General features: G+C 59.2%; 9 protein-coding genes and 2 pseudogenes. 5 read left to right on the top strand and 6 right to left on the bottom strand.

Annotated elements, in window-relative coordinates; translation table 11 throughout:
* Positions 1-145: 145 nt before the first annotated feature.
* The 5 genes from ACV229_RS15700 to ACV229_RS15680 form a co-directional block, all read right to left on the bottom strand.
* The gene (locus ACV229_RS15700; RefSeq protein ID WP_448084025.1) at positions 146-1,069 is read right to left on the bottom strand and encodes a GlxA family transcriptional regulator; all 924 of its coding nucleotides are present in this window, start codon (positions 1,067-1,069) and stop codon (positions 146-148) included.
* Between the two features lie 446 nt (positions 1,070-1,515).
* Positions 1,516-2,415: a 4-hydroxy-tetrahydrodipicolinate synthase gene (dapA, locus tag ACV229_RS15695; protein WP_448084024.1), complete on the bottom strand. Its 900-nt coding sequence runs from the start codon at positions 2,413-2,415 to the stop codon at positions 1,516-1,518.
* A gap of 29 nt (positions 2,416-2,444) precedes the next feature.
* Positions 2,445-2,795, bottom strand: coding sequence for a RidA family protein (locus tag ACV229_RS15690; protein ID WP_448084023.1), 351 nt, complete (start codon positions 2,793-2,795; stop codon positions 2,445-2,447).
* Positions 2,796-2,862: 67 nt separating this feature from the next.
* Positions 2,863-4,170 carry an NAD(P)/FAD-dependent oxidoreductase gene (locus ACV229_RS15685; protein WP_448084022.1) on the bottom strand — a complete coding sequence of 436 codons (1,308 nt, stop codon included), beginning with the start codon at positions 4,168-4,170 and terminating at the stop codon, positions 2,863-2,865.
* Between the two features lie 35 nt (positions 4,171-4,205).
* Positions 4,206-5,579 (bottom strand): MFS transporter, encoded by a 1,374-nt coding sequence (locus ACV229_RS15680; RefSeq protein WP_448084021.1) that lies wholly within the window; start codon positions 5,577-5,579, stop codon positions 4,206-4,208.
* Between the two features lie 694 nt (positions 5,580-6,273).
* Here ACV229_RS15680 and ACV229_RS15675 point away from each other — a divergent pair.
* The 5 genes and pseudogenes from ACV229_RS15675 to ACV229_RS15655 all read left to right on the top strand — a co-directional run.
* Positions 6,274-6,441, top strand: coding sequence for a hypothetical protein (locus tag ACV229_RS15675; RefSeq protein WP_448084020.1), 168 nt, complete (start codon positions 6,274-6,276; stop codon positions 6,439-6,441).
* 741 nt (positions 6,442-7,182) lie between these two features.
* On the top strand, positions 7,183-8,730 hold the full coding sequence (locus ACV229_RS15670; protein WP_448084019.1) for a carboxylesterase/lipase family protein: 1,548 nt from the start codon (positions 7,183-7,185) through the stop codon (positions 8,728-8,730).
* Positions 8,731-8,981: 251 nt separating this feature from the next.
* The gene (locus tag ACV229_RS15665; protein ID WP_448084018.1) at positions 8,982-9,860 is read left to right on the top strand and encodes a tyrosine-type recombinase/integrase; all 879 of its coding nucleotides are present in this window, start codon (positions 8,982-8,984) and stop codon (positions 9,858-9,860) included.
* Between the two features lie 8 nt (positions 9,861-9,868).
* Positions 9,869-11,074, top strand: a complete 1,206-nt coding sequence (locus ACV229_RS15660) for an IS91 family transposase (protein WP_448084017.1) — start codon at positions 9,869-9,871, stop codon at positions 11,072-11,074.
* 663 nt (positions 11,075-11,737) lie between these two features.
* Positions 11,738-11,953: pseudogene (locus tag ACV229_RS15655) on the top strand (tyrosine-type recombinase/integrase); the annotation flags it as partial.
* Here the strand turns inward: ACV229_RS15655 and ACV229_RS15650 are convergent.
* Positions 11,954-12,648: pseudogene (locus tag ACV229_RS15650) on the bottom strand (IS66 family transposase); the annotation flags it as partial.
* Between the last annotated feature and the right edge of the window lie 21 nt (positions 12,649-12,669).

Raw genomic sequence — 12,669 nt, 5'->3', positions numbered from 1 at the left:
GGGAGGCGCGTATTGTAGATTTTCCTTCAACTACCGATGTGACTGTCACTCCAATTGCGACATTCTTAGTTCCATTTGCGCGATTTTCGCAAAAATGGGGTGCGATATTGCGAGGGATGCATCAGGAGCATCCGAGCGGTGTACTTTATTCGCAAAGAGCTCGCCGCTCGTCGGTGGGGGGGCGGCCGTAGCGCTTGCGATAGACGCGCGAAAAATGGCTGCTGTTCGCGAATCCAGTTGATACCGCCACGTCCGATACCGATGAGGTACCTCGGCGGAGTAACAGCCTGGCTCGCTCCAGCCGCAAAGACAGATAGTGCTCGTGAATCGTCACGCCGAGGTTGGTTCGAAACAGGTGTTCCAACTGCCGAACCGACAGCTCGACGATCATTGCTATTTCTTGGCGACCGATAGGATCAGCTATGTGTTGCTCGATAAGTTCCAGGGCGCGCAAGAGCTTTGGATGACGACATTGATAGCGATGCTCGATGCTTGCTCGTTGCGGAGATGTGCCCTGACGCACTTCAATCTGGAGGAGCCAGTCGCCAGCCGCCACCGCCATGGACGGGCCGTGATCACGTTCGATCATCGCGAACATCAGGTCGAGAGACGAGATTCCACCTGCACACGTCCAACGATCTCGGTCCATCTCGAACAACGTCGCCCGTACGTCCAGATCGGCAAAATCTTCACGAAATCGTGGCAGATGATCCCAGTGAATCGTACATCGATGTCCTTTGAGCAGTCCGGCACGAGCGAGCATGTATGTGCCACCGGAAATGCCTCCGACCGTAACCGACTTTCGGGCTTGGCGACGCAACCATGAGTCCAGTTTCTTGCTATGAAAGTCGGCGGGATTCCCGCCAGCAAGGACGAAGACCACGTCGAGGTCGATCGCTTCTCCAACGCGAAAGGTCGGTCTTATGATCGTGCCAGATGAGGAGACGGCTTTTTCGCCGTCGATGGTTCCGTACTCGACTCGGTACAGTTCCTTTCCCGACAATGTGTTGGCCGCGCGGAGCGGCTCGACCACGCACGCGTAGGACATGACCGTGAACCCGGGGATCATCACTACGCCAATCCGGCGTGGCCGGTCATTGACCGGGAAATCAACACTCGTATCGTTTGTGGATGGCGAATTTGCGCGCATTGGCTAAGCGAGGCTCCAGAAACTTGCAGCTTCTTTGCCGTGTACGTTTGGCAGCAAAGATAGCACGTCGCGTCGTACCGGCTCAATGTGCCGCATTTTCGTGTATGGGCGCGCCACGTAAGCGCTCAATGAGCTCCGAGTCACCGATACTTTACCGCGATCTCGCGACTCTCCGAATCAAGTTCGAACCAACGCACTGTTGCCCACGCAAAACCTTGTTCCTGCACGGAGCTCGATGCAGGCTTCGCTCCGAACCGGGCGCCGCATCGAGCCAACCGACTATTCGCTCGATGTGTCTACGTACTGCGGGTCCGGCTTCCCCGCACAAGACGGTTTCCGCAAGATCGCGGGAAGATTGGGCATGGTCAGGGAAGCAATCCGGCGTCTTGCATCGCGGAGAGGAGGGCGTGGTGGTGCCTTTTCTCGAGTTCCGTGAGAGGTAGCCGGATACCTGCTTCGATTTTCCCGAGGGCTCGTAGCGCCCATTTGACCGGGATCGGGTTGGCTTCGCAGAAGAGCTGGCTATGCAGTGCGAGCAGTTTGAAATGATACCGGCGAGCTGATATTGCATCGCCGTCAAGTGCAGCGCGGCAGAGCCTACTCATTGCGTTGGGCGCGACGTTTGCAGTTACGGAGATATTGCCCTGGCCACCGAGCAACATGAGCGCAATTGCGGTGAGATCGTCACCGCTATAGACGGCGAAGTGTGCGGGCGCATGCTTGATAAGATATGCTGCGCGGTCGATATTGCCAGTCGCGTCCTTCACACCGATGATGCCGGGAATTCCAGCAAGGCGAAAGATGGTCTCGTTGGTGGCGTCCACAACCGTGCGCCCCGGCACGTTGTACAGGATCATCGGCAAGTCGACCGATTCAGCTACTTTTCGGAAGTGCCGATTGATGCCCTCCTGAGAGGGCTTGTTGTAGTATGGAACCACTTGCAAGGTAGCGTCGGCGCCGACTTGCTTCGAGAGCGCCGACAATTCGATCGCTTCGGCCGTAGAGTTCGCGCCGGCACCAGCAATAACGAATATTCGCTTCGCGGCCTGGCGGACCGCCACTTCAACCATCCGAATGTGCTCGTTGACAGTCAGCGTTGTCGACTCGCCACTTGTACCAACAACGACGAGACCATGCGATCCCTGCTCGATGTGCCAGTCGATGAGTTTGCGAAATGCGGGTAGATCGAGGCTGCCGTCCTCGTGCATTGGGGTGACGATAGCTGGAATGCTGCCGCGAATCGGTCTCGCCGTCTCCGTATTCATCTACGTTGGATCCCTATGTTGTTCGGGGCTTAGATAGCCGCGGTAATCATGATTTCGACGAGCAGCCGTGGATCGGCCATTTCGACCTGACCGCAGCACCGGGCGGGTGCGCCGGCGCCCTCGAGCCACGCATCCCAGACAGCGTTCATGGCCGCGTAGTCAGCCATCGTCTTGAGCCAGATCGTCGCGTTCAGAATTTTCTTTCGGTTGGTGCCGGCCAAAGCCAGCAGCCGATCCACCTGTTCGAGAGCTTGTTGCGTCTGAACCGTGACGTCGGCATCACGATCCGTTGGGAGTTGCCCGGCGAGATAGACGGTGTTCCCATGGATTACCGCACGGCTCAGACGTGCGCTCTCTTCAAGACGGATGATGTCGGACATTGTCGTTCCTTTAGATGTTGGAGTTAGAGATAGTGAGCTCCATCGATCAGTGCATTGGGACGGGTGACTAGCGCTCCACGCCCGACGTCGCAGAGTGATAAAGGATGGCCGACATGACGCCTATCCTGCGAAATGGCTCTGGCGGGAGCCAAGTTGGCTTTTCGCTTTCCAGGACGTCGTGAAGCTCGTTCGAGTCGATTCCGAGAGCCAGCTCCCCGAGCAACCTTCCGAACATTGATCCCTTCAGGATGCCGACGCCGTTGCAACCGGCCGAAATATAGAGGTTGGGGCGGAGTTCGCCAAAGAAGGTCGCGCCGTTTCGCGTCAGTGCCGTAACGCCGGCCCAAAGGTGTTCGAAGGAATGATGCGCCATCTCGGGATATCGGCGGCGATAGCTTTCGGTCAGAAGCTTGAGGATGGTGTCGCCGTCGACCTCATGTTCGTATGACAGCGCGCTCCGGATCAGGAGTCGTCCATCAATCGTCTTCCGAAGCGTCGATCCGATGCGGTTAGCGGGGACAACGCCCCATTGAGGAAGTTGTCCGAGTTTGCTGAGTTCCGCAACGTTCAACTGCGGAGTGATCGCCGCGTAGGTGAACATCGTGATTAGGCGATCGCGCAATAATCCCAGTCTTTTGGCAAACCCGTTGTTTGCGACGATGACTTTTTCCGCGACGAATTCACATCGCTTCGTTGTAACGCGGAACGGCGAATGCTCGGAGATGTTGAGAACGGGCGTTTCTTCCACGACGGTGACATTTGGCGGTAGCGTATCGGCCATTCCCCGAATCAGCGCCGCCGGTTGTACAAACACATTCGCCATCGAATGGAATCCGTACCTGTAGTACGAAGTTCCGATCTCCGATTTGAGGCCGTCTCGGTCGTATTCCGTGAACGGGAATCCCCAGTCGCGATATTGGTTGAGAGACGACCTGAGCTTCTGCTCTCCGCCGTCTGTTGCCGCGGCATAGAACTTCCCAACGGGGCTCCACGAGCAATCGATCGAATGCTCACGTACAAGCTTCTCCAGCCACGACAGACCAGCGTTATAGAGTCGGATTTGGCGTTGGGCCGACGCTCGCGCATCGGCATCGTCGCCAAGCTTGATGTTGTGCGGAAGATTGATCACGAAACCGGAGTTCCGGCCCGCCGAACCTTCAGCAATGATTCCGCCCTCGAGGACGAGAATCTGCTGGCCGGGGCGCTCTTCCGCAATGCGTCGAGCAGCAGCAAGACCGGTATATCCGGCACCGACGATAACGACGTCATACGTGCGGTCGAGGGGCAGCTCCGTCGACGGCTTACGCTGGGGAAGAAGAGCATTCCAGCCACTTCGTCTTTGATAGACGGGGTACAAATTTTCAAAGGAGTTCATGCGCGTGAGGGTGGCGCTTGGGTGTCGAGGAGTTGTCAGTGGGTTTGATTCGCACGCTGATTGCTGAGTCGGTCAGATCTCGCGACATGAGTTTCCTGTCGCAGCACCGGTCCACCCAGTTTCTTGTTCCTGGTTTCCGGTGCCAGCATTTGGCAGATAAGGCCACCGAAAGCGAGCGTGCCCACGCAAACGAGAAGAGCAGCTTGAATACTAAGATGTTGGACGGCCAGCGGGAGTAGAAAAGTTGCCGCTGCTGATCCGAACCGACTGCAGGCGATAACGAAGCCCGAGCCGGTCGCTCTAAGTTCCGTTGGGAACAGTTCGGCTGTGTACACGTACTCAAGGTTTGTGGAGGCTGCGAGAATGCAGGCGAAGATTCCAAACAGAGCGATGGTGATGCCTGTCCCCTCACGCATGGTCGCGAGAAGTGCGAGAACGAGCGCGCCGGAGTAAAAGGAGCAGATCAGAAAGGTTCGGCGCGGAATGCGGTCGATCAGCGCGACACCGATCAATGTGCCAGCAATGAGGAGCGCGTTGTAGACGACTGCTCCGAGCGGCCCGTTCTTCACGTGCAAAGCCTGGAGAATCGTCGGTGAAAAGGTGCCCAGAGCGAAGTACGGAATAACCTGACAAGTGAAGAACACGCAACCTACAAACGTGTTCCTGCGAAGCTTCGGAGAGAAGAGCGCTGCCCAGCCACCGTCGGTGCTCTGCGGAGTAGCGCCGCCATAAAAGTCCGTCGTTACATTCTGACCAAAGGTATTCCGGATGATGATCAGAGACTCCTGCGTCCGTCCCTTCTTTGCAAGCCACAACGGCGATTCCGGTATGCCCATCCGAAAAGGGAGAATAAGCAGGGCCGGGAGTCCGCTGAGTGCGAGCATCACGCGCCACGCGCCCGGGGAGATACTGTCAATTGCGAAGCCTGCACAGTACGCGGCGACATAGCCGCCGGCCCACGCGACGGCAAAGAGACTGATCATCCGCCCACGGTGCTGGCGCGGAAGATACTCGATGACCAACGATTTGCCGACGGCGTAGTCTGCGCCGAGAACGATGCCGAGTACGATCCGGAAGGTGAGAAGCTGCCATGGTGAATTGACGAAGAACTGTGCCGCCGAAATCGCCGCGAACACGATCATGTCATAGGCAAAAATTCCGCGTCGGCCAAACCGATCAGCTATCGGTCCCGCAAAGAGACTCCCGAGGAAGAGTCCCGCAAGAGACGCGGCGCCGATCAATCCCATCCATGCAGCATTCAGACCAAGTGGTGTCGCAGCCACGCTCGCTGCGATACCGATGATGCCCATGATGAAGCCGTCGCTGAATTGCCCGCCCGAGCCGGCCATCACCACGCGGAAATGAAATTTCCGGAGGGGCAAGTCCTCCATCAAAGATGTCTCACGCATATAGTTATCCTTAGTATATGGAGATAGTTGCGGAAGGTTCATTCCGAACACAACTTTATGTTGGCCAGATAATCCGGCATTGCGAGTTTCAAAGTTCGGATCGGAACACCGAGCGATCGGCAGGAAGGATTGCTGGAAGAAGCAACTGACTTCCGCCTAACCGGGTTCGACGAGATTCGGACATTCACAATTATTCGCCCTGCATACACGCTTGCGCCTGAAAATAATCTTTTGGAGCCATCGCTGCGTCGAAACAATCTTAGCTTAGACGTCGCGGCACCTTAGACCCAGATGCGACAACCTATCGCCCATTCGCGCGGTCGCGACGAGAGTGCGCGGCCGAACGTCCCAGACGGAGTTCAATCTGTTTCAGGCGACTGCACGTTCGGGAATAGGAGGCGGGCCAACTATGGGCGGTCGAGTGCCCCGAAATGAGGAATCGGACGGTGCCAGCCCATCCGACCACGTCCGATGGACCGCGGCTTCGCTTGAGGTGCAAGCCGTGCATGCCTAAGACGTCCCCTTGATCCGGGGTGGCGATCCGTTATCGCGTCGCTCACAGGGCTACCAGCAACTGCAGCCTGTATCTCGTGCACCAAATGTATGCGCAGATGTTCGCCAGCGCGATCGGCGCGACGACACAGGCGTACCCGAAGGGCTGACGCTCTTTCGCTGTCTCCCCAATCAGATGACGATGCAGACCCGCCGCCATTTCCTCGCGTCCGCTTTCGTGCTCGCGGTGACGAGCGCGGCCAGCATGCCCGGCTTCGCGAGCGACGCCTCCGTTTCCGACGCCGAACTTCGGCGCCAGATGCTCGGCACGCTAACGAACGAACGCGACGACCATCGACGAAATCGGTAACCTGTTCGACACCTTCTTCTCGTGGGCGCCGCTGACCGTCGACGCCGGCCGGACCGGCACGATTGCCCATTCAGATTCGGAGCCGCGCGCCGACGCCCGGCACCGTATCGGTGCCGGGCCCCGTGAACGAAGCGATTGCAGACGCTGTGTTCTCGCTCCGACAGAAGATTGCGGCACCTGGCCCGGCCGCCGATCTCGGTTCAACTTCATTTCCATGTCGAATTCTCGAGCGACCCGTGAATCGCATGGTTGCGCGGCCTGATCTGCGAAATGTTCCATCGACCGCAAGCGTGATCGCGCGGCGCCACGCAATCGAGCGCTTCATTTGACCCTGCATCGCCATCTCACTTCATTGCGCTCGCCGCGCTGTCCTGGCCCGTTTGTCTCTTCCGCACGCGGGGCGTCCATGCTCACACCAACATGAAACCGGTGCATACCGGTCATTATTGGCGTCGATTTGACCGAAGAAAATGACGATCCAATACTGAATCCCGGTTGACGCGCCCGTCTTTCGGACACGTCCCGCCCGTCTGCCGAAGCACAACGACGTTCAACGAATCATTGCGAGACAACCCCATCATGAATATCTTGAAGTACGATATATCTGACAAATCCGGAGCGTGCATTGATCGAATCAGCCTCCTTTCTTCAATACGTTTCGGATTCCTATGGTCATTGACTGCAGCCATCGCATTCTCCATCGCTGGATGTGGGGGGGATGACCCAACCAGCGACGCGACGATGGCAACGATCGATAGCGGCACGCTGCAAGGTGCCGCGACCGACGATGTCGTTTCGTTCAAGGGCATTCCGTATGCTGCTCCGCCTGTCGGCCAATTGCGCTGGCGGCCGCCGCAGCCTGTCGCACGATGGACGGGCGTTCGTCAGGCCACGGCGTTCGGTCACGATTGCATGCAGATGACGTCAACAGGTTCGTCCGCGCTGGGTACGACGCCGTCCGAGGACTGCCTGTATCTGAATGTCTGGCGCCCCAAAACGGCCACCTCCGGATCGAAGCTGCCGGTCATGGTATGGATTTATGGCGGCGCATACGTGGTCGGCGGCACGTCCATGCCGGTCTACGACGGCACCCAATTCGCGAAAGACGGTGTCATCCTCGTCAGTCTCAATTACCGGCTCGGCCGTTTCGGCTTCTTTGCGCATCCAGCGCTGACCGCAGCGCAATCCAGCGAGCAACTGGGCAACTACGGAGTGATGGATCAGATTGCGGCGCTCAAGTGGGTACAGCAGAACATCGGCGCATTCGGCGGCGACCCCGGCAACGTGACCGTGTTTGGCGAATCGGCTGGTGGCGAATCGATCGCCGACCTGCTCACTACGCATCTGACCGACGGACTGTTTCAGAGAGCGTTGATCGAATCGGGTAACGGCCGCGTAAATCAGACCTTCGGCCGATACCTGCAACGCACGTCAAAGAGCGTCGTGGCGTCGGGCGAGGAGCAAGGGACGACATGGGCGCAATCGCACGGTATCACCGGCAGCGATTCGACTGCGCTCGCAAAATTGCGCGCGCTATCGGCAAACGACGTGCTGGACGGGCTCGGCGTTGCCACGATGAGTTCTGCAACAGGCGTCGCAACATTCTCCGGCGGCCCGATGATCGACGGCACCGTGGTGACCGACGAGCCGGAGGTACGCTTCGAGAACGGGAACTTCCAGAAGGTTTCGTTGATGATCGGCACCAACAACAAGGATCTGGGCTTTTCAACCGCCGTCACGTCGAAGGACGACGCATACGCGCTGTTCGGCGCGAGCAATCTCGCGGCCGCCCGCGCGGCGTTCGATCCCAACGGGACAGCGACAGTATCGGACGTGGAGAGCGAGATTTCGCGTGTGATCACGATGTTTGAACCGGCGCGGTTCGTCGCGCGGATGTTCGCTTCGAGCAGCCTTGCCGCATATCAATACCGGTTCTCGTACGTCGCGCAATCCAAGCAGTCGACGTCGATGGGCGCGGTGCACGGCGACGAAATCCCCTATGTGTTCAATACACTTGGCGCGAGTTACGGCACGGCGGTCACCGCTCAAGATCAACAGGTCGCGGATCTCGTGCACGGCTACGTTGTGTCGTTCGCGAAGACGGGGAATCCGAATGGCGGTAATCGCGCAACCTGGGCTGCGTATAACACCGGAAACGACAATCTGCTCGAGTTCACGTCAGCCGCCACCGTCCAGGCACATCAGCCGGATTGGCTCAAATCTCAGCTCGACCTCGTGGAGCCGTTGAACGAAGCCAATACGACGGTGAATCGTCAGTTTGCCCAGTGATCGTGTAGTCGAGGGCAGGACGTGCGCCGCCGATGAGGGGGGAGCCCGGGAATCGTGAATATGCGAAGCTTCGCATATTCACGATTGTACTAAACCGCTGGCGCGGTAGGGGGTGGGGAACGCGCGCCGATGGCTGACGTTCATCGAGGAGGGTGATCTGACGCAGGATCCCAGCGAGGGGATGCGAACGCCTCCAGGAGCAGTATGTGGATGCCCAATCGGGCTTCACCACTGTTTCCAGGAGGTTCCCCATGACGCCACTGCGTCAACGCATGTTGCACGACATGCAGATCAGAAATCTCGCCGAGAATACCCAGAAGTCCTATCTGTATCAGGTTTCGAGTTTCGCCCGGCACTTCCAGCGCTCGCCCGAGCTGCTTGGTGCAGAGGAGATACGAGTCTGGCTCGTCTACCTCTTGGAGGATCGCAAGCTGGCTCCCGCCAGTCTCGGCACGGCGATCGGCGCGCTGCGCTTCCTTTACCGTGTGACGCTCAAACGCGACTGGAGCGACGACGACTTTCCGTTACCGAAGAAACCGGTGAGGTTACCGGTCATCCTGAGCTTCGACGAGGTGGCAACCTTCTTCGACGCCATCCCCAGCCTGAAGCAGCGAACCATACTGATGATTGCCTATGCTGCTGGACTGCGCGTGTCGGAGGTGGTCCACCTGAAGGTCACGGACATCGACAGCAAACGCATGGTCATCCGTGTGAACCAGGGCAAAGGCCGCAAGGATCGCTACGTGATGCTCTCGCCACGGCTGCTGGCGATCCTGCGCACGTACTGGCTCGACGCTCATCCTCGCGACTGGCTTTTTCCCGGCGATATTCCCGGGCATCCCATCAGCCGGTCCGCTGTCGGGCTCGCCTGTAGCCTGGCGCGACGGCGCAGCGGCATCCCGAAGCCAATCACACCCCATTCTTTGAGGCACGCATTCGCCACGCATCTGCTGGAAACCGGTACTGACGTGCGCAGGATCCAGCTGCTCATGGGTCATAGGTCCCTTGCGACTACCTCGAAATACTTACGAATTGCGACCAGCACCGTGTGTGCCACCGCGAGTCCCTTCGACCTGCTCCCGCACCCCGAACCCATCCTGTCTCCGCCCGCTGCGCCCGAGTACTTCTGAACGCAGTCATGCGGCCGGCGCTCGAAGTGGCGGATATCTTTCGCCGCTGCGGCCCGCAGTATCGGCAAACCCATGCCGAGCGGCTCAGTCGTGTCCAACGGCGCGTGATGAGCGCCATCGAGCTGTGTCGTACCGCCGCGCTTGGCGCCCATCTCGAGCAGTGCGACGCGTGCGGCCATCAACGCATCGCCTACGACTCATGTCGCAACAGGCACTGTCCGAAGTGCCAGTCGCTCGCGCGCGCGCAATGGCTCGAACGCCGGCAAGCCGAACTCCTCTCCCCGGTGGAGTATTTCCATGTCGTCTTCACGCTTCCCGAATCCATCGCCGCGCTCGCCTTGCAGAACAAGAGGACGCTCTACGATCTGCTGTTTCGCGCCAGCGCCGAAACGTTGCGCACGATCGCCGCCGATCCGAAGCACCTGGGTGCCGAGATCGGCTTCATCACAATCCTGCATACGTGGGGGCAGAATCTGCAGCATCATCCCCATGTGCATTGCGTCGTGCCGGGCGGCGGCATCGCCCCGGACGGCGAGCGCTGGATCGCCTGCCGTCCCGGCTTCTTCCTGCCCGTGCGGGTCCTGTCACGGCTCTTTCGCCGCCTGTTTCTCGAACAGCTGCGTCGCGCTTACGACGCCGGCGTGCTGCGCTTGCACGGCCAGTTCGAATCCCTGAGGGATCCCAGAGAATTCGCTGCCTGGCTGGTGCCTGTCGCACAGGCGGAGTGGGTGGTCTACGCCAAGCCTCCCTTTGGCGGCGCCGAACACGTGCTCGATTACCTGGGCCGCTACACCCATCGTGTCGCCATCTCCAACAACCGGCTGCTCGCCTTCGACGGGCACACCGTGCAGTTCCGCTGGAAGGACTACCGGCACAAGGCCAGGCAAAGGACCATGACGCTCTCGGCCGACGAGTTCATCCGCCGCTTCCTGCTACACGTGCTGCCTGACGGCTTCAAGCGCATCCGCAGCTACGGGTGGCTCGCCAACTGCCACCGTGCCGACAAGCTCACTACCTGCCGGCAACTGCTCGGTGTCGAGGCTCCCGCCACTGCGCCAGCCGAGCCCAGGGAAGACTACCGTGACCGCTACCAGCGACTGACCGGCAAGTCACTACGCGACTGCCCCGTGTGCGGCAAGGGACACATGCTCCGCATCGAAGAGATGCCCGGCAGCCTCCCACGCGCCCCGCCAGGTTCCGACCATGCGCGCTAGTTGCCATTGCTCCGGTTTCCGGACACGTTTGCCTTTCCCAACGAGGCCAACGCGGCCAGCCACGCGCCTTCGATCCGCAACCGCGCCAGAATATGCCAAAACTGCGGGTTATTTGCCTGTTGACGCTCACTTTCCAGCGTCTTTCGCCCGTGAGGTTTCCCACGATCGCTGGAAATCCGGTTGCGATAGCCCGTGCCGGACATCACAAATTACTGCAGCGGTCATTCAATGCCCATAGCGGCCACCGCCTGTGGAGCGGTTTAGCACAACCATTTTTTTGATTACCGGTCGCGGATTAAGTCCGCGCGGCATGGCGATGCGCTGGCTGCCGCAACCGCTAACCCAAAAAACCTCTGCCGTATGCTCAGCACAGGATTATGCGCGGCCGCGGCCGGAACGCATTGAGTGACGCATGTCTTGGACCGCCAGGCTATCGAAGAACGCCGTTACCTTGGCGGTTGCACTAAAGCCGCGGTACGGACTGTACTGCAGGCTGAAGCCGATTCAGCGCCTTCTTTTCTTCCGTGCGAGATCGGCTTCCATGTAGATGGCGTCGTGTCGAGATGCTCATGGCCGAGCCAAAATGTGATCACGCTCATGTGGACACCCGACTGCAATAAATGCATGGCCATCGTGTGCCGGTTATATTGTTGGGTAGATTATCGGCATACGACCGCGATGCACTTGCTCCAATCAGGCGTCGACATCACGGTCATTGCCCTTTGGCTAGGGCACGAGAGCCCTTTGACGACTCACGGCTATGTTGAAGCGGACCTGGCAATGAAAGAGCGTGCCCTGGCCGCGATCACACCGCTCAAGTCCAGGCGTATCCGGTATCGTCCGCCAGACTCACTCCTCAAGTTCCTGGAGGCGCTTTGATTATGCCCAGCTCGAAGTAGCGAGCCACCGTTGCTGGCGCGGCTCGCTTCGACTACACAACATAATCTCGGAGTGCACATAACGGCGGCCGATCGCCACACCGCGCAAGGCGCGCTCGACTGGCAGGTTATCGATTTCCAGACGCCCGTCGTCACAGTAGCGCGTGAGCGCCTCCCACCGATTCAGCGCATAGAGGATGGCCCGGCTCGTGTCGGATTTGCGCGAGATTGCTTCGAACATGACACTTAGCCACATATGGAGTTGATCGAGCAAGGGGCTGGCATGTGTTCGCTTGTACACCCGTCGTTCATCAGGCGGCTTGCCCCGGATCGCTTCCTCGATCTTGTATAACGCGCCGATACGTTCCAGCGCCTCGGTGTTCAAGGCATTCGGGCGCGAGGCGTGCAGTTCGTAGAACTGCCGCCGGGCATGAACCCAGCAAGCTGCCTCCGTGACGCGCCCGGTTTCGTAGATGACCTGGTAACCACCGTATGCGTCGGCTTGCTGTGTGCCGTTGAACGTTTCGAGGTGTTGCCGCTGATGGATATCATTGCGATCCGGCGTATAGGCGAACCGCATCGCCGGTGGCGTCACGTCGGCCGATGCGCGATCATCGCGCACGTACACCCGCAAGCGGCCGGTTTTCGTGTTGCCGTTGCCCGTGCAAGCACTGGAACTGGTGTGTCGTCGGTGTGTAGTTTCGTTGCCGACATCGC

The organism is Burkholderia sp. MR1-5-21 (assembly GCF_053427715.1).
The sequence above is the reverse complement of the archived record's forward strand: the minus strand, read 5'-3'. Positions and strand labels throughout refer to the sequence as shown.